Here is a 23,320-nt window from a genome sequence, read left to right on the forward strand (position 1 = left end):
CCGAGGCCTGAACAGCCAGCATTGATGATGTTCATTTTTTCTATGTCTGAGGTTGGCGCTGCGTACATCGTGTTCTAGGAACCGAAGCCCTGCAAAGGAGCTGCAATGCTTGTCTATGTCGCCACATGGCCGCGCTGCGGAAACGCGCTGACGCGCAACCTGCTATTGCTGAATTTCCGGATACTGACTGCGAATGGGTACCCTTCAGACGCGCCCAAATCCAAGCGGTTGAAACCAGAATATTTCGGCGACTTTGTCCGTTATTACCAGGTTGGCTACCCGCCCTATATCGGCCTCAAGAACAACGCGCTTCAGCGCCTCAAAGACAATCCGCAGCTGCGCCGTGACTGCGCCGCCCTCAGCGAGATCTTCTTCGTCAAAACGCATGAGCTGCCGCCCGAAGACCCGATTGAGGGCGAAGCCTATATCTGCATGACCCGGCACCCGGTCCGCGCCGTCGCCTCGTTCAGGAAACTTCGCACCAGCTATGACCTTAGCAGCATTCTGGCCGGGTCGTATGCCGGAGGGCGCTATGATGACTGGCACGAGGCCTGGGACGCCTGCGATATGCCCAATGTTACTGTGCGCTATGAAGACGTGGTCGGCGACCCGGGCGTCCTGATACGCCCGGTCAGTACGCTCATCGACCGCCCCGTACCTGATTTTATACGAAAAATGCCGTTGGCGGTCAGCAAGGAAATGAATCCCGACCGCAATCCCGGCCTCTTTTTGAATGGCTGGCGCAAGGTTCTGACAGAACAGGAAGCGGCCCGGGTCTGGGCGGAGCTGGGTGAGACCGCCTCTCGCTATGGCTACGATGACCTTTTGTCTGGCTCTCCTGAACGCGAGGCGGAAGCCCGTTCAGAGATTCGCACCGGCTAGACCGTATCGAAGAAGTCCACAAAGCCTGTATCGAGGTGATAGTAAGCACCTACAACTTTCACCCGCCCTTCGCGCTGCGGCTCTAGCAAGAGCGGGTCGGAATCTTCACGAAGGCTGCGCACAACTCGGCGAACATTCTGTTTCACGGCGTTTTCAGTCTCATCACCTTCAGCCCCGCGCGCTTCAAGCACCGCCGGGATGATCGGTTCGACCATGCCGCCAATTGAGCCGGGGAAGCGGGCATTCTCCTCAACAACAGACATCGCCGCTTTCACTGCGCCGCAGCTTTCATGCCCCATGACGACTACGAGCGGCACGCCGAGTTCAGCAACGGCATATTCGATCGATCCCATCGCCACGGTATCAACGGTGTTTCCGGCATTGCGGATAATGAAAAGCTCGCCGAGCCCCCGCCCAAAAAGAAGTTCCGGCGGCACCCGACTGTCAGAGCAGGTCACATAGGCGACAAAGGGTGCCTGACCACGTGCGAGTTCAAGTTTGCGCTCCGCGCTGATATCGGGGTTGGCGGTGCGGCCTTGCAGGAAGGCCTCATTCCCCTCTTTCAGGAGCGCCAAGGCCCCGTCGGCATCAAGTGTCGTGCGCCCATCGCGGGTTGGCGCAGCCGCAATGGGCGCCGCCGCTTGTGCAACGGCGTTCGACGCGCCACCGGCCAATGCAATACCGGCAGCCCCGCTCGAAGCGATCAGACCGCGACGTGAAATCTTGTTGTTCATGGCACTTCTCCAAATCTGGTAAAAAATGTCGCGGGCGCCCGGTATGGGAGGTGAGAGGTGGGGAACTACCAGGCGCCCGCAGGTAGCGATCTGCTGTCAGGGGCAGCATCGCCATTGAAGTGAGATCAGACAGGCCTGCGGTCTGAACTGTCACGCGGCTCAGGGTACGGGCGGTTCATCGCCGGTGCAGTTCGGACGGGCAGCGTTCGCCGCATCTTCCGGAAACGCTCACGGCGTCTGAGAATGGTGCGGGTACGGATCACGATAATTACTCCTCTTGGTTAGGTGATCCTAATCTGGTTTGACTTTTCGATAGCTCCAATTGAAACAGGGCCCATTTTCTATAGTTTGAAACTATCATGCGCCCGACCCTTCGCCAGCTTCAGTACATCGTCGCCGTTGCAGACTGCGGGCGTTTTCATGAGGCTGCTCGACGTTTACATGTGAGCCAGCCGAGCCTCAGCACTCAGCTGGCCGAAGCCGAACTCGATCTTGGCGTCACAATTTTCGAACGTGGCAGGAATGGAGCGACGCCGACGCCTGTTGGCGCGGAGATCATTCGTCAGTCGCGCCGTATCCTGACCGAAGTCGAAGAACTTCGCACCCTGGCGCTTGGAGGCAAGCAGACCATCGCAGGCCGGATCAGGTTGGGCGTACTACCTTCGATTGGCCCCTATTTGCTGCCGCGCGTGACGCGCGAACTTCACACCAGGTTTCCGGACCTTCGCCTCAGTGTGAATGAATGCGATACGCTGGAGCTGGACCGTGGGCTCCGCGATGCCCGTTTCGACATCGTCATATCGACACCAGGCGACCATCCCGGCCTTCAAAGCATTGACCTGTTCGAGGAAAAGCTCTGGGTCTGCGGGCCTCCGGAGGATTTGCCTCTGGGCGACGCTGGCCCTGTCCGCCTATCACAGCTCTCAAAGCGCCCATTCCTGACGCTCGGCGCCGGGCATCGTCTTTCCAAACTGATCGGGGAGATCGCGCGCGAGGCGGGCACCACAATCAGTGCAGAGTATGAAGGATCAAGTCTCGACGCCGCTCGCCAGATGGCTGTCATGGGGGCCGGCTATGCCATTCTACCGAGCCTCTACGCCCTGTCAGAAGCCAAGCGCGACCCGGACTTCATCGTACGCGAGATCGATCACCCGCAATGCTGCCGACGGATCGGCCTTATCTGGCGACCAAGCTCTCCCCTCGCCCGCGAGTTTCAGGAAGTCGCCAAGCTGATGCAAAGTGTCGCCGAGCGACTTTTGCTAGAGGAGGGATAGGTCTCACACCCACCTGGGCCAGCATGACCGCCTTCCGGCCTACGCCGGAGAGGGCGTGTTCGAGGTGATGGGGCCGGTCTATGGATTTTAGTGATGAGGCAGCAACTCACCGCTGAGACGACGGCGTTGATGTTGATGCCCCCTTTAGCCCCTCTCCCAAGGGAGAGGGGTACAGGTTCGCCCTACCCTTCCAGCCTATCATGCGCATTTGAAGCCGAGTTCACGATGAAGGCGTAAATGTCTCTACAACAAGCCACTTATCATTTATGCGGCAGTAAACTTCGGAAATATTCGGCTTCGGGTGCGCAACTGCATCGGCAGCTTCTGGTCCGCAAGTATTGAATACCTGTCCAGTCCAATATGGGAGCATGCTTCGATCATAGTCGGCAAAATACATGAGGGCGACCGACTTTTCTGGATTGGTAGGGGCGCCGCTTGAGAGCGTGATGTATCCGAAGTCTGAGACACCTGCTTCTGCGGGGTAAAAACTGACAGCGACGACCGCGAATTGCCGACGCAAATCCGCCTCCACAGAGCCCTGTGGCGCGCCCCGCTCAAGGGCCTCGATGCTGCGCCCGAGCACATCTGTATGCTCCTCGTAAAAGGCAATGGCGTCGGCAATGCTGACCGCAGTCGAGTCACCGGTATTAGACCTTGCAGCGCGATCAACATTATCGAACGGCCTGCCACATGCGCTTAACAAAAGCGCGGAAAGGAGCAGGCCGGTTCTCTTCATGCTAGAAGCTATCCTTCCAGCTTGTCCTGCGTCTTCGTATCGAAGTCGCTGGCGTCGTGGCGTTCGCGGAGCTGCGAACTCGGGTCGCCGAAGGTTCGGTTGACCATACGGCCGCGTTGGACGGCTTCGCGTTCGGCGAGCTGGTCGGTCCAGCGGATCACGTTCTTGTATTCATGGACCTGCAGGAACTCGCCTGCCTCATAGATGATGCCCTTGGCGAGGGCGCCATACCACGGCCAGATCGCCATATCGGCGATGGAGTATTCGTCGCCAGCCATGAATTCGCGGTCAGCGAGGTTGCGGTCCAGCACATCCATCTGGCGCTTTGCCTCCATGGCGAAGCGGTCGATGGCGTATTCAATCTTGAACGGGGCATAGGCGTAGAAGTGGCCAAAGCCGCCGCCGAGATAAGGCGCTGAGCCCATCTGCCAGAACAGCCAGTTCATGGCCTCTGTGCGCTTATGGTGATCTTCCGGCAGGAAGGCGCCGAACTTGTTGGCGAGATAAAGCAGGATCGAGCCGCTTTCGAAGACGCGGGTGACCGGGTCAGTCGTGTGGTCGGCCATGACCGGGATCTTGGAGTTCGGATTGAGGTCGACATAGCCAGAGCTGAACTGGTCGCCCTCACCGATATTGATCAGCCAGGCATCATACTCGGCGCCCGTGTGACCGGCGGCCAGAAGCTCTTCCAGCATGATGGTGACTTTGACGCCATTTGGCGTACCGAGCGAGTAAAGCTGGATCGGGTGCTTGCCGACAGGCAACTCTTTGTCATGCGTCGGGCCAGCGATCGGACGATTGATCTTGGCAAAACGCCCGCCGCTTTCCTTGTCCCAGGTCCAGACTTTCGGTGGGGTGTACTCGGTATCGCTCATGAGCTGTTCCTTCCTCGCTTTGTGCGAACTTGTCGCACAAGGAGGTAATGAGCGCCAAGACGCATTCAATCGGAACAAGGCTTTGTGATAGGACTGTTCAGCTTTTCTCAGCCTCAAGAATGGCGGTGAGGCCTTCGCGATAGGTCGGGAATTGTGGTCGCCAGCCGGTTGCGGCTTTCAGCTTGGCGTTCGGCACACGCTTGCATTCGGCATAGAAGCTGCGGGCCATGGCGCTGGCATTGGCCTCGTCCAGCGTGACGTGTTCTGGCCGGTCCATGCCAATCAGGTCGGCGGCGAAGTCCATGACGGTTTCGGGCGGCGCAGGTTCATCGTCACAGAGATTGAAGACGCCAGAGAGGTGCGGGCGTTCGATCAGGGCCATGAGGCCGCTTGCAAGATCCTCCACATGGATACGTGAAAAGACCTGGCCGGGTTTCACCATCTGCTCGTCCTTGCCTGAGCGCAGTCGGTCTATCGGGGAGCGGCCCGGCCCGTAGATGCCCGGCAGGCGAACGAGGCGCGCATCAGGGCGCACGCTAAGCCACTGGCCCTCTGCAAGCTCTCGTCGCTCGCCGCGCTTTGAGCCGGGATTGGCGGGGAGCCATTCAAAGGCCCAGCCGCCATCAAGATCACCATAGACGCCGGTGGTAGAGAGATAGGTCACGGAGGCGGCGCTAGCGGCGTGCGCGCCGGCGAGATCAAAGCCGGGACATCCCTCGTCACCGGGCGGGGTGGAGATGAGGAGGTGCGCATCCTTTGCCGCAACCTCGATGGCGTCGGCGTCATCGGTCATGACTGGTTCTATGCCGTCCTTGCGCAGAGCCTCCGCCTTGTCGGCGCTGCGGGCCGTGCCAAGGACCGTCCAGCCGCCTTCAGCCTTGCAGATCCCTGCCAGTTCGCGCGCTGAATAGCCCGGCCCGATCAGGAATAGCTTGCGTGAAACAACTGTCATTTGCGGCCTGTCTTCCTGCCCATTACTCAAGAGCCTCAGATTAGAGTTCGGGGACCAGATTCCAATTGTCAGCCTTCATTGCCCTCCTCATCGCCGCGCTTCCGATGGCGCAAACATCGACTGCAGACATTTTCCGCGCTGAGCGCGAGCGCCTGAATGACTGTCTCGCGCTGGCTGACGACAGGCCGGAAGCCGCGCTGGAAGAAAGCCTTGCCTGGATCGGCGAGGGCGCGCGCCCGGCGGCGCGTTATTGCAACGCCATGGCGCTATTGGGATTGGGCGAGTTTCGCGATGCGGCGGCCCGGCTTGAAGAGCTGGCCAATGCGCCGGACGCAGGCGGCCTGGGTGACCGGGCGGTGTATCTCGCCCAATCCGGCAATGCCTGGCTGATCGCTGGTTATCCGGATGCCGCCATTGTGGCGCTGACCAATTCGCTGAAGATCGAACCGCAGGATCCCGGCGTGCTGACCGACAGGGCGGCCGCCTATCTTGGCACGGACCAGTACGAGTTGGCGCAGGCAGACCTCGACGAGGCGCTGGCGCTGGTGCCGAACTCGGTTGATGCGCTACAGATGCGCGCGCAGCTCTTCCTTGAGAATGGCGATTACGATGCGGCAGAGGCCGACATCAATCGCGCGCTTTTGCTGGACCGGGAGAATATCAACACGCTGGTCCTTCGGGGCGATATTCGCGAAGCCAGACGCCTCGCCGCTGAAGGTTAGGTGGCGGCGTGGGGGCCTTGCCGTCAGAACTGGTGAGGCGCAGCTGGCCAGTGTTGGCATCGGTGGGCGTCAATGCGGCGCTGATTGCGGTGCTGTTCAGCTTTCCGACCGAGACATTTGAAGGCGATGAGGGCGCGCCGGACTTCATTCCGGTTGAGCTGGTCGAGCTGCCGCCTGAGCTGGCTGAAGCTGAGCCAGAGCCCGCGCCAGACGCCCCGGCGGCCGTTGAAGCCGGAGAGCCGGTGCCCCCTGCCCCGAGCGCTGCGCCCTTGCCGCAAACGGCGCCGCGCACCGCGGTCCAGTCCCCGGTCATCGCGCGGGCCGATGAGGCGGTCGAGGCCGATGCCATGACAGGGACAGGAGCGAGCGATGCGCCGGAAGTGGACCTTCCGGTTTTCGCGCCGCCAGCCGCACGTGCAGAAACCGCGCTGCAGGCGCTTGCCTGCGCGCGGCTGGGACGGGAGAGACCAGCCTGGTGTGACGAGGTGGCAGTTGGTGATGTCATCGAAGTGGCGGCGCGTCCGGGTTTTGCCGGGACGCCGCAGATTGCGCAGAAGGAATGGGCCTCGCTGGATGTGCCGGTGCGCCAGAAATGGTGCCCGGAAGCCGACGGCGTCATCAAGGATGTGGTGGTCGAAAATGACAGCCCGTTCCTGCAGGGCGCTGCGGCTATGGCCGGGTCGCTGGCCTCAAGCGCGGCAGACAGCTGTTAGGCCGCCCTAAAGAACGCAGTTCGCCAACCCGTCATTGGCCACCACGCGCAGGCGTGACTGCAGCGTGCCCGCGCGGCCGCTGACATAGTTGCCGGGAGGGTCGACGCGCCATTCATGCGGGTTGGGCAGGACGGCGGCCAGAAGCGCGGCTTCGCGCTCTGTCAGCTCGCTCGCATGCTTGCCGAAGCGCACCCGGGCGGCAGCTTCCGCGCCGAAGATGCCATCGCCCCACTCGATCGTGTTGAGGTATTGCTCCATCACGCGGCGCTTGCCCCAGATGCCGTCGATGAAGATGGCAAACCAGGCTTCGCCGCCCTTGCGGACAAAGCCGCCGCCATTCCAGAAGAAGGTGTTCTTGGCCGTCTGCTGGGTGATGGTGGAGGCGCCGCGCTGTGAGCGGCCCTGACGGCGCTCTTCCAGGGCCTGACCGACGGCTTCGAAGTCGATCCCGTCATGCTCACAGAAGCGGGCATCCTCGGCGGCGATGACGGCATAGACGAGGTTGGGCGAAATCTCTTCAAGCGGGACGATGACGCGCCGGAAGTCCTCACCCTCGACGATGCGCTGGCCCATCAGGATGGTGCCGGGCACCGGCGCCCATTTCAGCGCGAGCGTATAGAGGTGCACCAACACGAAAACGGCGGCGAGGATTTTGAGGATGCGCAGGGTCCATGTCAGGATCGGGCCGCGAGAGGATTGGCTCATGCCGGTGTCTTTTGCCATTCGGCGCTCACTTCCTCATCCGTCTCTGTTGCTTCGCGCGCGGCCTTTTCCGCTGCAAAGCGGGCGGTATCAAGGCAGGCGAGCGCCCACACTGCTGCGCCGCGCACGATCGCCGCTTCGTCATCAAGGTGCGGGATGACGGAGGTCTCTACCAGCGAGGCGTCGCCGCTATTTGCGATAGCTATAAGGACGTTGCGGAGCATACGGTTCCGCCCGATGCGCTTGATCGGTGAGCCAGAGAACACCTCTCGGAAGGCTGCATCGTCGAGCGCGGCGAGGTCTGAAAGCTCTGGCAGCTTGAGTTCGGGCCGGGCCCAGAGCTTGTGTTCAGCCGAACGGCTGGCGAACTTGTTCCACGGGCAGATGGCGAGGCAGTCATCGCAGCCATAGATCCGGTTGCCCATCGCCGCGCGAAACTCGACCGGGATGTGGCCTGCATTCTCAATGGTGAGGTAGGAGATGCAGCGGCGCGCATCGAGCTGGTAAGGCGCTGTGATTGCCTGCGTCGGGCAGATATCGATACAGGAGGTGCAGGAGCCGCAATGATCGGCTTCCGGGGCGTCTGGCGTCAGCTCCGCGTCCGTCAGGATGGAGCCCAGGAACAGCCAGTTGCCGAACTCGCGGCTGAGGAGGTTGGTGTGCTTGCCCTGCCAGCCAAGACCGGCGCGGGCGGCCAGCGGCTTTTCCATCAGGGGCGCGGTGTCGACGAAGACTTTCACTCCGGCGCCAGCTTTTTCGACAAAGGCGCGGGCAAGCTGTTTCAGGCGTTTCTTGATGAGGTCGTGATAGTCGCCGCCGCGTGCATAGACGGAGATGTTGCCGTGGGAGGTCTGCTTCAGCGCCTCAATCGGGTCGGTTTCCGGGCCGTAATTGACCGAGAGCATGATGGCTGAGCGGGCATTCTCCCACATATTCGTCGGGTGCTTGCGCCGCTCGAGCGTCGCTTCCATCCACGCCATCTCGCCGTGGCGGCCATCCTCGACCCATTCGGCGAGGCGGTCCCCCACTGGCCAGGCCTCATCGGCGCGGCAGATGCGGCAGTCCGAGAAGCCAAGCGCCAGCGCCTCATCCTTCAGCCAGGCTTCAAGCGTGATGGCGGCGCCTGCCATCTAGAAATCGAGGTCGGCATAGTGGCGCGGCGGGCGCGTTCCCTCCACCTTGTCAGCGAGAAGCGGACGGAAGGACGGACGCGATTTTATCCGGGCATACCACTGCTTGAGATCGGGCGTGAGGTCCCACGGGACATCGCCGAAATAGTCATAGGCCGAGAGGTGCGCGGCGATGGAGAGGTCAGCAAGGCTGAGCGTGCGGCCCGCCATATAGGTGCGCACGCCGGCAAGGCCTTCGAGGAAGCCGAGCTTGCTTTTCAGCGCATGAATGCCTTCACGCAGGCGCGTAGTGTCGGACTGTTTGGACCGGCGCACCCATTGGTTCTCACGCTCTGCCAGGAGGGAGCGGTTCACTTCGGCAAAGGAGGTCTCGCTCCACTGCCAGAGGCGGCGCACTTCGGCCCGGTCTTTTGCGAGCAGCGGCATCAGACGCGGCGTGGCATCGGTTTCCTCTATGTATTCAAGGATTGCATGCGTACCGGAGACGACGATCTTCTGTTCGCCGGATGCATCGAGAAGGACAGGCAGGTCGCTGCCGGGCGGCAGGTTGGCGAGCTCGCTGATCGTAGCGCCCGGCCAGGTGACCTTGGCGTCGAAAGCGATCTTCTTTTCTTCGAGGGCCAGCCGAACCGTTCTGCACCCCGGATCGAGCGGCCAGTGCCAGAGACGTTTCATGAAGTTTCCTTTCTGGATACGTTCATTCCAGTTCAGACCTTTTCTCTGCAACGACTTTGCGCGATCAGTAGCGCCGACCAACGCCCCATCAATTCTGCCCGGAGAATCGTGCATGTCGCTTAACAGGTTCAAAACGTCCATCCTAGTAACTGCCGCCAGCCTTGCGCTGCTTGCCGCATGTGGACCGGGCGAACGCGGTCAATCGGGCGAGACGACCACCGCCGAGAATGAGCCCGTTCGACTTGAAACGCCGCCTGCAGGTCAGCTGCCGGAGGGCGTTCGCCCGACGGCCTATCGCCTGAACCTTGTCACCGACCCGGCGCAGGATGGCTTCACCGGTACGGCTGAAATCGACATCCGCCTTGATGAGCCGCATGCCCGCATCTGGCTGCACTCGCTGGACCAGACGATCAACAGCGCCGTCGTGCGCCTTGATAATGGCACGGAGATCGAAGGCACGTTCGAGGGCAGCCTTGCCGATGGCGGCGTGTCCAAGATCGACTTTGCCGAGCCTGTCCCGGCTGGCAATTCGACGCTGATCCTCGACTATCGCGCGCCTTACAATTTCGGTCTCGCTGGCCTCTACAAGGCGACGCAGAACGGGCGGCCATACCTTGCGACCCAGATGGAGCCGATCGATGCGCGCCGCATGTTCCCCGGCTTCGACGAGCCGCGCTTCAAGACGCCTTGGACGCTGACGGTTACCGCCCCGATGGGCAATCAGGTCATCACCAATGCGCCGCTGACCGGCACGACCCAGCTTGATGACGGCATGGTTCGCCACTCCTTCGCGACGACACGTGAAATCCAGTCCTACCTCGTCGCGCTGGCAGTTGGCCCATACGACATGCGCGAAGGCGCGCCGCTTCCGGCCAATTCTCTGCGGGCCAAGCAGGTACCGTTCCGCGGCTTTGCCCCTGCAGGTAAGGGCGACCAGCTTCAGGTCGCGATGAACATCACCGATGAGATGGTCGACCAGCAGGAGACCTATTTCAATTATCCCTACCCGTACGCGAAGCTGGACCTCATCGCGGTGCCGGACTTTGCCTATGGCGCCATGGAGAATGCCGGCGCAATCATCTACCGCGAGAGCGCGCTGCTGATCTCTGACCGCACGCCGGTGGACCGCCAACGTGGTATCCTGACCACGCATGCGCATGAACTTGCGCACCAGTGGTTCGGCAACCTCGTCACCCCGGAATGGTGGAACGATATCTGGCTCAATGAGGCGTTCGCCACATGGATGAGCTACAAGACCATGGACGATATCTATCCGGACCAGGGTTTTGACCGCGCCACACAGCGCCGCGGCATCGCCGCAATGGGGGCGGACAGCCTGAAGAATGCGCGCCAGATCCGTAACCCGATCGAGCGCAATGCGGACATCAATGACGCCTTTGACGGCATCACCTACTCCAAAGGCGGCCACGTCCTTTCAATGTTCGAATCCTATCTGGGCGCCGAAGAATTCCGTGAAGGAATCCGCCTTCACATGAAGCGCTTCGAGGACGATGCAGCCGATGTCGATGATTTCATGCAATCGGTCGCAGAAGGCAGCGGCGACAATGGTGTTGTTGAGAGCTTCCGCTCGTTCATCTTCCAGCCGGGCATCCCGTACCTCAATGTCGAGACCACGTGCAACGAGGACGAGACCGGCCTCATCACCGTGACCCAGCAGCGCTATGCGCCGCTCGGTTCCGAGATCAATCCGGACGGCCAGACCTGGCAGGTGCCTTTCTCGATGCGTGTCGACGGCCCGGCAGGCGACGAGACGGTCCGCCGTATGCTGACCGGCAAGACGACCGAGTTTCCGCTTGAAGCAGGTTGCGCCAACTGGGTGATGCCAAATGCGGCTGGGGGCTATTGGCGCTTCAACCTCTCTGACGAAAACTGGAGCGCGCTGACCGAGAACTTCGACACGTTGAGCGCGCAGGAGCAGCTCTCACTGCTCGATAGCGTCTCGGCCGCATTCCGTGCTGGCGACGCGCCCGCACCGGCCCTGCTGGACGCGCTGGCAGCTGGTGCGCAAGGCGAATGGGACGTTGCCCTTAAGTCGGTCAGCATTGCGAAGGGCCTTTATGGCAGCCTGCCTGAAGACGACCGCGCAGACATGACCGCCTGGGTCGAGGAGACCTACCGGCCTGTCTATGAGGCGCTCAAGGCCCGCGAAGACAGCCTCGGCCAGGATGAGACGCTGCTTCTCTCTGATCTCTATGTCGGCCTTCTTGAGATGGGTGACATGGACGAAGAGCGTAGCGAACTCGCCGACCGCGCCGCCCGCCTTGTCGGCGTCGAGGGCGAAGCAGACCCGTCTGCCGTCTCGCCGGAAGAGTTCGCGGCTGCGATGAAGTATGGCGCCATCAATGGCGGCGAAGCCTTCTATGAGGCCGCGCTCGACTATGCCCGCAACACGAACGATCAGCGCGAACGTCGAATCGTTCTGGCCGTGCTGGCGCAGAATGTCAGCGAAGCTGAACTCGAAGCCCTCTACGAGGAAGTCAGCGGTGAAGACTGGCAGGGCCAGGAAGCCTGGTCCGTCATGCAGCAATCGCTGCGCAATGATGCAAACCGCGAACAAGCCTGGGCGCTCTACCAGGCCAATTTCAACGATGTCATCACGCGCACGCCAGAGATCCGCAAGGCACAGTCCGCTGGTGCCGTCGCGTCATTCTGTGAGGCAGAGGCGATTGCCGAAGCGAAGAATTTCTTCGTGAGCAATGCAGACCTTATCCCCGGTTATGAACGCTCTCTGGCGCAGGCTGAGGAAGCAGCAAATCTCTGCTCAGCCTTCCGTAGCGAGAAGATTGGCGAGCTTTCCGCAGCGCTCAGCGGCGAATCCGAGAACTAAAATACCCGTGCCCTTCGCACCTGCAGCGTGCGAAGGGCACTGGCCCCGGCCTTCCGACGCAGATAGAAGCTGGCTTTGAACGAGCCAATCAGGAGCTTCGACATGTCGGACGCCGGTCAAAACGCCACCCCGCCCATCGGCGAGGTGCGACTGGAAGATATCCTGCAGAACTTCCGCGAAACTGCCGAGACCGAACACCTTTCCTTCCTGTCCACGAAAGACATTGAAGCGCAGGCGGCCAGCATGGCAGACCTCGCGGCAAGCTATGATGGCGAAAGCGCCCGCATCCGCGTGCGAGACGGGCGCGGCGATGAAGACCGCCTGACCGGCACGAGCGTGCTGGAAACAGTCACCCGTGACACACCATTCCTCGTCGACTCTCTGCTGGGTCTCTGCGCTGAACAGGGCCTTGAGGTCCGCGCCCTGTTCCACCCCATCCTGACGACAAGCGAAGGCGTGCGCCTGTCGCTGATCCAGATCCATGTGCCGGCCCTTAGCGCCGCTGAATGCAAGACGCTGAAGGACGGCGCAGATGCGACGCTTCGCGACGTCGCGATGGCCGTCGCCGACTTCGGTGAAATGCAGGCACGCATGCAGCGCGAGATCGAGCGGCTGGAGAATGACCCGTCCTGCGAAACTGAACCATGCAGGGAATCCATCGCCTTTCTGAACTGGCTGGCAGATGAGCATTTCGTCTTTCTGGGTGTGCGCGACTACCGGTTCGAGACTGCCGAGGATGGCACCGTGCTGCCAGAAGAGCCGCTCATGGTCGACGGCTCCAATCTGGGCCTCTTGCGCGACGAAGACAGAAACGTTCTGCGGCGCGGTTCTGAACCACTGATGCTGACCCCGGCCATCGGAGCTTTTCTGTCTGAACCGGACCCGCTGATCGCGGCGAAATCAACGCTGACCTCGCGCGTGCACCGTCGCGCCCTCTGCGACTATGTCGGGGTCAAGCATTTTGACGCGAAAGGAAACGTCGTCGGAGAGACGCGCTTTCTCGGGCTCTATACAGCTGAAGCCTATAATCAGAGCGTGAGGGATATTCCGCTGGTGCGCCAACGTGTGGCCCGCGTGCTCGATTCGACCGGCGCCATTGAGGGCAGCCATGACTATAAGGCGCTGTCCAACATCCTTGAGACCTGGCCACGCGATGAGCTGCTGCAGGCCGACGCGGACACGCTGATCCCGCTGCTGCAGGGCGCGCTGCATCTGGTGGGGCGTCCGCGCACGCGTCTCTTTGTGCGTCGTGACCGGTTCAACCGCTTTGTTTCAGTCCTCGTCTTCGTGCCGCGCGACGGTTATGATTCCGCTGTGCGAGAGCGCATCAGCGCGCATGTGACCACGGCGTTCAAGGGCAAGCTCATCTCCTTCCAGCCGCGCTTTGATGCCTCGCCGCTGGCGCGGGTACACCTGTTGATCGAACTGCCCGATGGGTCGGTCCAGCCGGATGTCGAGCAGCTGGAAACCGATGTGGCCAACCTCGCGCGGACCTGGGATGACACCTTCCGCGAGGCGCTGGCCGGGCTTGGCGTCCCTGACAGCGAGTTTGAGAAAGCGAACGCTTTCCGCGGTGCGTTCAACGCCGCCTATCGCGAGGCCTTCCCGCCCGCAGAGGCGCTGATCGACGTCGAAGCAATCCGCGCCCTTGGACCGGCGCGGCCCATCCGCCTACGCGCCTTCCGCCCTGAAGGCGCGCCGGAGTCGGAGATTTCCGCCAAGATCTATTCGCGCAATGGCGCCATCGCCCTGTCGGACTGTGTCCCGATCTTTGAAAATATGGGTCTCTTCGTCGATTTCGAGACAGGCTATCCGGTCAATCCAAAGCCCAAGCCCGCCGCAGATGGGCCAGACACGTACTGGGTTCACGCGCTGAAGATGCGCACCGCTGGCCGCACGGCGCTCGACCCCGCGGATATTGCGGCCCGTTTCGAAGAGGCCTTCGTGGCGATCTGGGATGGGCGGGCAGAGAATGACCGCTTTAACGGTCTCGTTTTCACAGCCTCAGCGACATGGCGTGAAGCGGCCCTGCTGCGCACGCTCTGTGCCTACAGGCACCAGACGGGTCTCGACCCGGCCCGCGGCACGCAGATCGAGGCGCTGCAACGCCATCCCGGCCTGACCCGCGCGCTGCTGGAACTTTTCGAGATCCGGTTTGACCCGGGCACAGGCGAGGACCTGAAAGCCCGCGCGAAGAAGGCTGAGGCCAAGCGCCTCGATATCGAAGCGCGCCTGAATGAAGTGTCTTCTCTGGATGAGGACCGGGTGATCCGGCGCGTCGCGCGGCTCATTATGGCGATCCAGCGCACCAATTTCTGGCAGACACGGCCTGATGGGACGGCGCATCCATTCATCAGCTTCAAGATTGCGAGCCAGGAGATTTCAGATCTCCCGGCGCCGAAGCCTTTCCGTGAGATCTTCATGGCGAGCCCGCAAGTCGAGGGCGTTCACTGCCGCTTTGGCAAGGTGGCGCGCGGCGGCCTTCGCTGGTCTGACAGGCGGGATGATTACCGCACCGAGGTACTTGGCCTTGTGAAAGCCCAGCAGGTGAAGAATGCCGTGATCGTTCCAGTCGGCTCCAAGGGCGGGTTCTTTCCCAAGCAGATCCCGGCCAATGCCAGCCGCGAGGAACGCAACCAGGCAGGCATCGCCGCCTATCGCACCTTTATCAGCTCCCTGCTCGACCTCACCGGCAATCTGATCGACGGCAAGGTCCACCAGCCTGCCGATGTCGTCGTCTGGGATGGGGATGACCCGTACCTCGTCGTCGCGGCCGACAAGGGAACGGCGACCTTCTCTGACATCGCAAACGAGATCAGCCTGGAACATGGCTTCTGGCTGGGCGATGCCTTCGCCTCGGGTGGCTCTGCCGGTTATGACCACAAGAAGATGGGCATCACGGCGCGCGGCGCCTGGGAAGCGGTGAAGCGCCACTTCCGCGAGATGGGCAAGGACATCCAGACAGAGCCGTTCACCGTCATCGGTTGCGGCGACATGTCTGGCGATGTGTTTGGCAATGGCATGTTGCTGTCCAAGCAGATCAGGCTGACCGCTGCCTTCAACCACATGCACATCTTCATCGATCCGGACCCGCAGGACCCTGAGCGCCTGTGGGAGGAGCGCAAGCGAATGTTCGATCTGCCGCGGTCTTCCTGGATGGACTATGACCAGTCGCTGATTTCAGAAGGCGGCGGCATCTTTGAGCGCAGCGCGAAGTCCATTCCGCTAAGCGCCCAGATGAAGAAAATGACCGGCCTCAAATCTGATGAGGCAACGCCCGATGAGTTGCTGCACGCCCTGCTGAAGAGCGAGTGTGAACTGCTGTGGTTTGGCGGGATCGGCACCTATGTGAAGGCTTCGCAGGAAACGCAGGGCGATGCTGGCGACCGGGCGAATGATGCGATCCGCGTCAATGGCCGCAACCTGAAAGCCAAGGTTATCGGCGAAGGCGCGAACCTGGGCCTGACACAGGCGGGGCGCATCGAGTTCGCGCTGCGCGGTGGGCGGATCAATACCGACGCCATCGACAATTCGGCCGGCGTCGACAGCTCTGACCATGAGGTCAACATCAAGATCCTCTGCTCTGAGGCAATGCGGCGCGGCGCGCTGCCACGTGGGCAGCGCAATCATCTGCTGGCGTCGATGACCGATGATGTCGCGGCGCATGTGCTGGCGCATAACTACTCGCAGACGGGCGCGCTGAGCCTTGCCGAGGCCACCGCCGCGCGGGACCACGAGGCCAATGAGCGGCTGATGTGCTATCTTGAGGGCCGCAACGTGTTGGACCGGAAGGTGGAAGGCCTGCCTGCGACGTCCAACATGACGGAGCGAGCACAGAACAAGCAGTGGCTGACGCGGCCAGAACTCGCCGTGCTTCTGGCCTGGTCCAAGATCACGCTGTTCGATGACATCGTCGCCTCCGACGTGCCGGATGACCCCTATTTCGTGCGCACGCTCGAGGGTTATTTCCCGAGCGAGCTACACCAGTTTGATGATGCGATGGCCGCCCACAGGCTGCGCCGTGAGATTATCGCAACCGTGCTTGCCAACCGGCTGATCGATGCGGGTGGCCCGCTCATGCTGATGCGACTGCGGGAGCGGACCGGAGCAGAAAACGCCGAGATCTGCCGCGCCTTCGAAACTGCCGCCAACTTGATCGGCCTGCCGGGCTTCCAGCAGGATGTTCACCGCCTCGACAATGAAGTGCGCGCCAGCCTGCAGACAGAGCTGATGCAGATCGGCGCCGAAGCGGTTGCCGATACGGCTGCGGCGCTTATCCGTCTGGAGCCGGGCGCAGCCGTCGAGGAAACGGTGGCGCGATATTGCGGCGCATTCAAGTCGCTGGAAGATGCGCTTGAAGGCTCTCTGGAAGGGTTCGAGGCACAGCAGGCCCGCAAACGCGCCACAGCCCTGTCCAATGCAGGTCTCGACAAAGCCTTCGCCAGCAGGGCGGCCCTGATGCCGCTTCGTCCAGCAGCAGTGGAACTCTATGCCCTCGCAAGTGAGCCGAATGTCTCGATCGACGAAGCCCTCAAGACCTATCTCAAACTGGGCGAAGCGTTGCGCCTCGACCGGCTGCGCCATGACGCACTGAACGGCATGGAAGGCGCGAATTACTGGGAGAGGCTCGCAACGCGCCGCCTGATTGAGGACATTCGCCGTCACCAGGCGCAGGCGACCGCCATGGCGCTTGAAGAAGGCAGCCTCGAAGACTGGCTTCGCGTGCATGATAGCGAGAAACGGGCCCTGACCAGCCAGCTATCCACACTGTCATCGGCAAACGCGAATTTCGCGCAGTTCACGCTCGCAGCCGACGCTGTGCGCGGCTTCATGTCGGGAGCGGCAAGACAGGATTGAGGAGTAAGGCCCAAGCGGGCCCGCCAGACGGGGACGTGTCCGGCGGGCCCTACGGGCAACTCCGCAGGCTGGGTGGGGGGACGCACGCGGAGGCCCGATTATCTAGAACGAGCTATAAGTTCGTAGCCGGCTTCCGGCACACGCGATATATGTGAGTGCCGGACATTTCTGCCAAGGTCAGTTGGCAGTCGTCTCTGCAGAATTCTGCGCGATACTGTCTGGCTCTCCGGTCAGTGTGCCTCCGGGGTCACCATCCGCTGACAGAAGTACCGCGATCCAGCGCGTCGTTTCTGATTGCGCACAAAGGATCATGATCAGGACGGTGAGCGGCGCGGACAGGAACATGCCCGGTATGCCCCAGATCGCGCCCCAGATTGCGAGCGAGAGCAGCACGACCAGTGCAGATATGTTCAATGACTCGCCCATGATGCGTGGCTGGACGAAATTGCCGATCATGAACTGCCAGAAGCTGACAGCCGCAAAAACGATTGCCGCAAAGACATAGCCGTCCTGCGCACCGCCGGGAATCCAGCCTGGAACTTCCGGCTGCACCAGTGCGAACAGCATGGGTACGAAGGCAGCAACGATAGAACCTATGGTCGGGATATAATTAAGTATGAAGATGAGACCTGAGAGGAAGATCGCATTCTCCACCCCGAGCGCAACCAGCGTAATGTAGGTCAGCACCGTAATCATCACGGAGATAACCGTCTGGGTCCAGAGATAGGTTTCGATCCCCCGGCGAGCCGCGTGACCGATCTTGCTGACCTGCGCGCGCGTCGCATCGTCATGGAAGATGCGGTCCAGTTTCGGCGCCCATGCACTCTGCGCAAGAAACAGGAAGGCGACGTAGATCAGGATGATGACAAGGTCACCTGAGAGGTCACCCATCGCGCCCGCAATGGTGGCGAAGAAACGCTGGCCGCGCTCATCGAAGAGAATCTCCGTCAGCGTGGGCGCCTGCCCCATATTCACCGTCTGATAGACATCAGCGATGAGCGTATTGATCTTTTCCTCATACTCGCCTGCCTGATCGCTGAACTGGGCAATCCCCTGCGCAAGCAGACCGATGAAGAGACCGAAGCCGAGAAGCGTGCCGAGTATTGAAACGACGCGGCTCATATTTTCGGACATGAAGCCAACGCGTTCGCGGATAAGGCGTGTGAAGCCTTCCATAATCAGGAACAGGAACACCGCCAGTGCGAACGGCGCGAGAATGGCCCGGCCGAGATAAAGCAGGGCGATGATGACCCCAATCGCAATGATCCAGAGGGCAACGATGCCCGACCGCATACTCATCCCGTTCTATTCTCCCTGCGCTTTGTCACCGTTGTTTGGCAGACGCGACATGTGGAAATCACGGGCGAGGTGGACGCAAGGCCTGATTGCAAAAAAGAGCGAGCCAATCAGGAAAAGCCAGGTCGCTGGCGTCTGGGTTGCCTCGCTGAAGAAAAGCGCAGAGCCGATAACAAATGCGACCGCTGCCGCCGCGTCCACGCCATCATAGAGCTTCTGGTAATTGCCGAAGACCTCGCCGTGCTTGCTGGTGTCGAAATTCATCCAGTGGTGGGATTTCTTGCTCAAGGTCAGCCTCCTCGTTCTGGTGTCTGAATGTGTCGTCTTCCGAATGGCTCTCGCGTCAGGCGACGTCAAAACACGTGCCGCGCTCATTTGCCATCCGCCGGGCCTTTGCGGCTGCTGCGTTTACGGCTAGCTTCCGCCCCCGCGAGACGAAGGAACAGGCACATGGGCGACAGCATCTATATCGGCGGGGGCGGTGAAGCTCAAAACGAGGCACAGCGGCTGCTCCTGAAACAGGCCAATCGCCATGGTATTATTGCGGGCGCGACAGGCACGGGCAAGACGGTGACCCTGCAGATCATGGCAGAGGGCTTTTCGAGCGAAGGCGTGCCTGTTTTCTGTGCCGACGTGAAAGGTGATCTGTCGGGTATCGCCAAATCCGGCACCGAGACATTCAAGCTGCACGACGCCTTCATGTCGCGCGCCACGAAGATCGGCTTTGAGGACTACAGCTATCATGACGTACCTGCCGTCTTCTGGGATGTGTTTGCCACGAAGGGACACGCTGTCCGCGCGACCATAGCGGAAATGGGCCCGACGCTGCTGTCGCGCCTGATGGACCTCAGCGAGACACAGGAAGGCGTCCTGACGGTCGCGTTCGAATATGCCGATGATGAGGGCCTTCTCCTGCTGGACCTCAAGGACCTTCAGAAGCTCCTCATCCACCTTGGCGACAAGGAAGTGCGCGAAGAGGTGTCACTTCGCTATGGCAATGTGGCAACCTCCTCGCTGAGTGCCATTCAGCGCAACCTGTTGCGGCTGGAGCGTGAGGGCGCGGAGCTGTTCTTCGGCGAGCCAGCTCTCGACCTCTCGCATATCATCCGCAACGCGGATGACGGACGCGGCATCGTCAACGTGCTGGATGCAACGCGCCTTATCAACTCACCAAAGCTCTATTCGACTTTCCTGCTCTGGCTCCTGTCTGAGCTGTTTGAGCAACTCCCCGAAGTGGGCGACCCGGACAAACCAAAGCTCGTCTTCTTCTTTGATGAGGCGCACCTGCTCTTCAAGGATGCGCCAAAAGCCCTAGTCGAGAAGATCGAGCAGGTAGTGCGCCTGATCCGTTCCAAGGGGGTCGGCATCTATTTCGTGACGCAGAACCCCCGCGACCTGCCCGACAGCGTGCTGGCCCAGCTCGGCAACCGTATCCAGCATGCCCTGCGCGCCTATACGCCGACCGAGCGCAAAGGCGTGCGCGCCGCAGCGGAAAGCTTCCGCCCGAACCCTACCTTCGACACAGAAGAAGTGATCACTGCGCTGGGCACCGGCGAGGCGCTCGTCTCAACGCTGGATGCGAAATCAACCCCCGGCGTGGTCCAGCGCACGCTGATCCGCCCGCCCTCTTCGCAACTCGGCCCGATCAGCGATGACGAACGCTCTGGCATCATGTCTGCGAGCCCCGTCGCGCGTCAGTATGACGATGTGGCCGACCGGGAGTCGGCGTACGAAATCCTGAGCGCAAAAGAAGAAGCCGCCGCCCGAGAGGCAGAGCGTCTTGCCGAGCAGGAGGAAAAGGCCAAGCGCGAACTGGAGAAGAAAAAGACCCGTCGTCGCTCCTCCCGCCGCCAGTCGGTTGGCGAGGCGGCCATGAAAACGGCGACCCGCACAATCGCCCGGGATGTCGCGCGTTATATCCTGCGCGGCATTCTCGGTGGCATGAAACGGCGCTGAAGGACGGCCACCACACGCCGTCACACAAGCGTCGCGATAGCGTTACCGTTCTGATACGAAACCGTCGCCGTACCGTCGCGCATGAATGCTAACCGCCCACTCTTGTTCAAGAGGGGTGTGTTCACATGAAATTCCGGTACAGCAAGCTTATTACAACCGCGCTGGTTAGCGCAGGCATCGCGCAAATCGCTGCCGCAGACATCGTGCGCGGCCAGGTCACCGACGCGACGGGCGAAGCGCCGCTTGAAGGCGCGATCGTCCGGATCGAGGGGCTCGACCGCTCGACCACGACCAACCGCTATGGTGACTATCGCTTCACCAATATCCCGGCCGGCGAATACACGCTGTCGGTCAGCTATATCGGCGCAGCGCCTGTCAGCGAAACGGTCAGCGTCCTCAACGATACACAGCTCGACATCCAGCTTGGCGGCGATGTGCGCTACCTCGACAATGTCCTGGTTGTGGGCTCGGCTGCCGCACAGGCTGGCGCGATTAACCAGCAGCGCGCCTCCAATGCGATCATCAACGTGATCGACTCCGATGGCCTTGGTAACTTCCCAGATACAACGGTTGCCGACTCGCTGGCCCGCGTCCCGGGCCTGTCCATCGAGACCGACCAAGGCGAAGGCCGCTATGTTTCTATCCGCGGCATCAATACCGACCTTATCTCTGCCTCGATCAACGGCGTGCGGACTCCGTCGCCGGAAGATCGCCGCGGCGTCCTGCTGGATGGTGTTCCATCCGACCTTCTCGACGGTATCGAGGTTCAGAAATCGCTGACGCCTGATGTTGATGCGGACAGCCTTGGCGGCGTCATCAACCTAACCACTATCTCGGCCTTTGACCGCGACGGCCGCTTTATCCGCGCCAAGCTTGAAGGCGCCTACAACGAAATCTCGCAGGACCTCTCCCCGAAAGCGACGCTGACTTATTCAGACGTGTTCGGCGAGAAGCTCGGCGTTGCCGTGTCGCTGAACTATCAGGACCTGCGCATCGAAACTCACAACAATGAAGCCGATGAGTGGAGCCAGCTCTCGAATGGCGACTACTATCTCAGCGATGGGTATGAGCAGCGCTGGTACGGGCTGAACCGCGAGCGTATGGGCGTTGTAGCCAATTTCGACTGGCGCCTGAACGACACGACCGACCTCTACCTGCGCACCCTGTTCAACAATTACGAAGACGACGAAGTTCGCAACGTCCTCCAGTTCCGTGACCTGGGCGATGTCGCCGATGAGGATGCCAATGGCGACGATGTCGTGGCCTATGGCTCACAGATCACGCGGTTCACCGCGTCGCTGCCGCTTAACGAGATGGGCGCAGAAGTACGTGTCCGCCGCGAAGTTCGCCAGATCCAGACGGTGGCTCTTGGCGGCCAGTCGGTCTGGGGCGACTGGGAAGCTGACTATGAGCTTTCCTACGCCTATGCAGAGGAAGACGACAGCGACAATCATGACGCGACCTTCCGCGATGAAGATATCCAGGACGATGTCGGCGAGAATGCGATTATCGATTTCTCCACGCCCGAACGCCCCGTCTGGTTTGGTGGGGCCATTCTCGACGCGGTCTATGATCCGTCAAACTATGATCTCGACGCCTATGAGCGTGAGTTCACGATCAATGAAGACACCGAGTTCGCGGGTCAGTTCAACATCTCTCGCGACAGCCTGATCGGCGACACGCCGGTCACCTGGAAGGCTGGCCTGAAGGTGCGTGACCGGGAGAAGATCCGCGATGTGAATGTGCTGGTCCATGAAGACAGCTCCATCAACCTTCTCAACTATGCCCGCGACAGCTTCATCGACAACTGGCGCATCGGCAATCCGCAGCCAACCTGGCCTGATCCAGCCCTCACCCGCTCGCTTCGCAACGCCTTTGGCCCGGGCGATCTCGATGAGGAAGGCAGCTTCTTCGACTCCAATGGCGAAGACTATGAGATCGATGAACAGATCTATGCCGGCTATGTCATGGGCACGTTCGACCTTGGCGCGTTGACGCTGGTGCCGGGTGTGCGGATAGAGCAATCCAAGATCGACCTGCGCGGCCGTGTCGTGCAGGAGGATGACCTGACTGCCACCGTCACGAACTTCAGCAATGACTATACGAACGTCCTGCCGAGCGTGAACGCGAAGTATGAGTTCAGTGACCGCCTTATCGGCCGCGCGGCTTACTATGCCGCCGTGGTGCGCCCGGCCTTCGGTGAAATGGCGCCTTTCGTCTTCATCAATGATGACCGCGACGAAGCAGAGATCGGCAATCCGAACCTCGACGCGCTGGAAGCTGACAATTTCGACCTCGGCATCGAGTTCTACCCGACCCAGCTCTCGGTTCTTTCGGCAGGTGTGTTCTACAAGGACATCTCCAACGCCATCTTCCCGGCAAGCTTCGACATTGGCGATGTTCCGGGCAATGTGGACCTGTCTGCCATTCCGGCTGAGCTCCTCAATGGCGACGACACAGATAGCGGCGAAGTCGAAGAGATTTCGACCTTCATCAATGTCGGCTCGAGCGAAATCTACGGCATGGAATTCAACTATGTTCAGGACCTTGGCGATCTCAACGGCGCACTTCAGGGCTTCCTCGTTTCGGCGAACCTGACCCTGACCGAGAGCGAAGCCACACTGCCGGATGGCCGCGATGTGCGCTTCCTCAAGCAGTCGGACATGATCTGGAACGTCGCGCTCGGTTATGACAAGGGCCCATGGGACCTGCGCGTCTCGGCCAACTATCGCGGCGATTATCTCGATGAGCTGGTGGACGCGAATCTGGACCGCACAACTGATGACCGTCTCCTCGTCGAGGCATCTGCCAAGTATGACGTGAATGACAACCTCCAGATCTATCTGGAAGGCAAGAACCTCACCGATGAGCCGGAATACTATTATTTCGGCGACGAGCGCCGCCTGTCGCAATATGACGAGTTCGGCACCACGGTCGTCTTCGGCGCCCGGCTGACCTACTAATTTCT

Annotated in this window: 17 protein-coding genes; 8 read left to right on the forward strand and 9 right to left on the reverse strand. The window is 61.0% G+C overall.

What is annotated here, in order from left to right:
- The first annotated feature begins 105 nt into the window (after positions 1 to 105).
- Entirely contained in the window at positions 106 to 882 is a 777-nt protein-coding gene (locus O4G74_RS00575; RefSeq protein ID WP_269400732.1) for a hypothetical protein, read from the forward strand.
- Here O4G74_RS00575 and O4G74_RS00580 read toward each other — a convergent pair.
- On the reverse strand, positions 879 to 1,616 hold the full coding sequence (locus tag O4G74_RS00580; RefSeq protein ID WP_269400733.1) for a carbonic anhydrase: 738 nt from the start codon (positions 1,614 to 1,616) through the stop codon (positions 879 to 881). The two genes, O4G74_RS00575 and O4G74_RS00580, sit on opposite strands and share 4 nt — an antisense overlap.
- Positions 1,617 to 1,975: 359 nt before the next feature.
- On the opposite strand from O4G74_RS00580, the gene O4G74_RS00585 reads away from it, so the two are divergent.
- On the forward strand, positions 1,976 to 2,890 hold the full coding sequence (locus O4G74_RS00585) for a hydrogen peroxide-inducible genes activator (RefSeq protein ID WP_269400734.1): 915 nt from the start codon (positions 1,976 to 1,978) through the stop codon (positions 2,888 to 2,890).
- 220 nt (positions 2,891 to 3,110) lie between these two features.
- Here the strand turns inward: O4G74_RS00585 and O4G74_RS00590 are convergent, their stop codons facing one another.
- The 3 genes from O4G74_RS00590 to O4G74_RS00600 form a co-directional block, all read right to left on the reverse strand.
- Positions 3,111 to 3,626 carry a hypothetical protein gene (locus O4G74_RS00590; protein ID WP_269400735.1) on the reverse strand — a complete coding sequence of 172 codons (516 nt, stop codon included), beginning with the start codon at positions 3,624 to 3,626 and terminating at the stop codon, positions 3,111 to 3,113.
- Positions 3,627 to 3,634: 8 nt separating this feature from the next.
- The gene (yghU, locus tag O4G74_RS00595) at positions 3,635 to 4,501 is read right to left on the reverse strand and encodes a glutathione-dependent disulfide-bond oxidoreductase (protein WP_269400736.1); all 867 of its coding nucleotides are present in this window, start codon (positions 4,499 to 4,501) and stop codon (positions 3,635 to 3,637) included.
- 97 nt (positions 4,502 to 4,598) lie between these two features.
- Entirely contained in the window at positions 4,599 to 5,453 is an 855-nt protein-coding gene (locus O4G74_RS00600; protein WP_269400737.1) for an SDR family NAD(P)-dependent oxidoreductase, read from the reverse strand.
- A gap of 65 nt (positions 5,454 to 5,518) precedes the next feature.
- Between O4G74_RS00600 and O4G74_RS00605 the strand changes: the two genes are divergently transcribed.
- Complete coding sequence (locus O4G74_RS00605; RefSeq protein WP_269400738.1) at positions 5,519 to 6,175, forward strand: tetratricopeptide repeat protein; 657 nt, start codon at positions 5,519 to 5,521, stop codon at positions 6,173 to 6,175.
- A gap of 17 nt (positions 6,176 to 6,192) precedes the next feature.
- Positions 6,193 to 6,888 carry a hypothetical protein gene (locus O4G74_RS00610; RefSeq protein ID WP_269400739.1) on the forward strand — a complete coding sequence of 232 codons (696 nt, stop codon included), beginning with the start codon at positions 6,193 to 6,195 and terminating at the stop codon, positions 6,886 to 6,888.
- A 6-nt stretch (positions 6,889 to 6,894) separates the two neighbouring features.
- Here O4G74_RS00610 and mtgA read toward each other — a convergent pair whose 3' ends face one another.
- From mtgA to O4G74_RS00625, 3 genes are read right to left on the reverse strand one after another with little or no spacing between them, the layout of a single operon-like run.
- Entirely contained in the window at positions 6,895 to 7,593 is a 699-nt protein-coding gene (gene mtgA, locus O4G74_RS00615; RefSeq protein WP_419715358.1) for a monofunctional biosynthetic peptidoglycan transglycosylase, read from the reverse strand.
- Positions 7,590 to 8,720 carry a tRNA epoxyqueuosine(34) reductase QueG gene (gene queG, locus O4G74_RS00620; protein WP_269400741.1) on the reverse strand — a complete coding sequence of 377 codons (1,131 nt, stop codon included), beginning with the start codon at positions 8,718 to 8,720 and terminating at the stop codon, positions 7,590 to 7,592. Before queG ends, mtgA begins: the two co-directional genes overlap by 4 nt.
- The gene (locus O4G74_RS00625) at positions 8,721 to 9,395 is read right to left on the reverse strand and encodes a glutathione S-transferase family protein (RefSeq protein WP_269400742.1); all 675 of its coding nucleotides are present in this window, start codon (positions 9,393 to 9,395) and stop codon (positions 8,721 to 8,723) included.
- Between the two features lie 112 nt (positions 9,396 to 9,507).
- Here O4G74_RS00625 and O4G74_RS00630 point away from each other — a divergent pair, with 112 nt between their 5' ends.
- On the forward strand, positions 9,508 to 12,243 hold the full coding sequence (locus O4G74_RS00630; RefSeq protein WP_269400743.1) for a M1 family metallopeptidase: 2,736 nt from the start codon (positions 9,508 to 9,510) through the stop codon (positions 12,241 to 12,243).
- Positions 12,244 to 12,345: 102 nt separating this feature from the next.
- A complete protein-coding gene (locus tag O4G74_RS00635; RefSeq protein ID WP_269400744.1) occupies positions 12,346 to 17,100 on the forward strand; it encodes an NAD-glutamate dehydrogenase in 4,755 nt (1,584 codons plus the stop codon).
- Between the two features lie 177 nt (positions 17,101 to 17,277).
- Here O4G74_RS00635 and O4G74_RS00640 read toward each other — a convergent pair whose 3' ends face one another.
- Together O4G74_RS00640 and O4G74_RS00645 are read right to left on the reverse strand one after the other, a co-directional pair.
- Entirely contained in the window at positions 17,278 to 18,399 is a 1,122-nt protein-coding gene (locus O4G74_RS00640; RefSeq protein WP_269400745.1) for an AI-2E family transporter, read from the reverse strand.
- Positions 18,400 to 18,405: 6 nt separating this feature from the next.
- Positions 18,406 to 18,684 carry a YrhK family protein gene (locus tag O4G74_RS00645; protein ID WP_269400746.1) on the reverse strand — a complete coding sequence of 93 codons (279 nt, stop codon included), beginning with the start codon at positions 18,682 to 18,684 and terminating at the stop codon, positions 18,406 to 18,408.
- 162 nt (positions 18,685 to 18,846) lie between these two features.
- Here O4G74_RS00645 and O4G74_RS00650 point away from each other — a divergent pair, with 162 nt between their 5' ends.
- Complete coding sequence (locus tag O4G74_RS00650) at positions 18,847 to 20,352, forward strand: helicase HerA-like domain-containing protein (protein ID WP_269400747.1); 1,506 nt, start codon at positions 18,847 to 18,849, stop codon at positions 20,350 to 20,352.
- Positions 20,353 to 20,477: 125 nt separating this feature from the next.
- Positions 20,478 to 23,315: a TonB-dependent receptor gene (locus O4G74_RS00655; RefSeq protein ID WP_269400748.1), complete on the forward strand. Its 2,838-nt coding sequence runs from the start codon at positions 20,478 to 20,480 to the stop codon at positions 23,313 to 23,315.
- The last annotated feature ends 5 nt before the right edge of the window (positions 23,316 to 23,320 follow it).

This window comes from Henriciella marina, assembly GCF_027213945.1.
Lineage (GTDB): Bacteria > Pseudomonadota > Alphaproteobacteria > Caulobacterales > Hyphomonadaceae > Henriciella > Henriciella marina_A.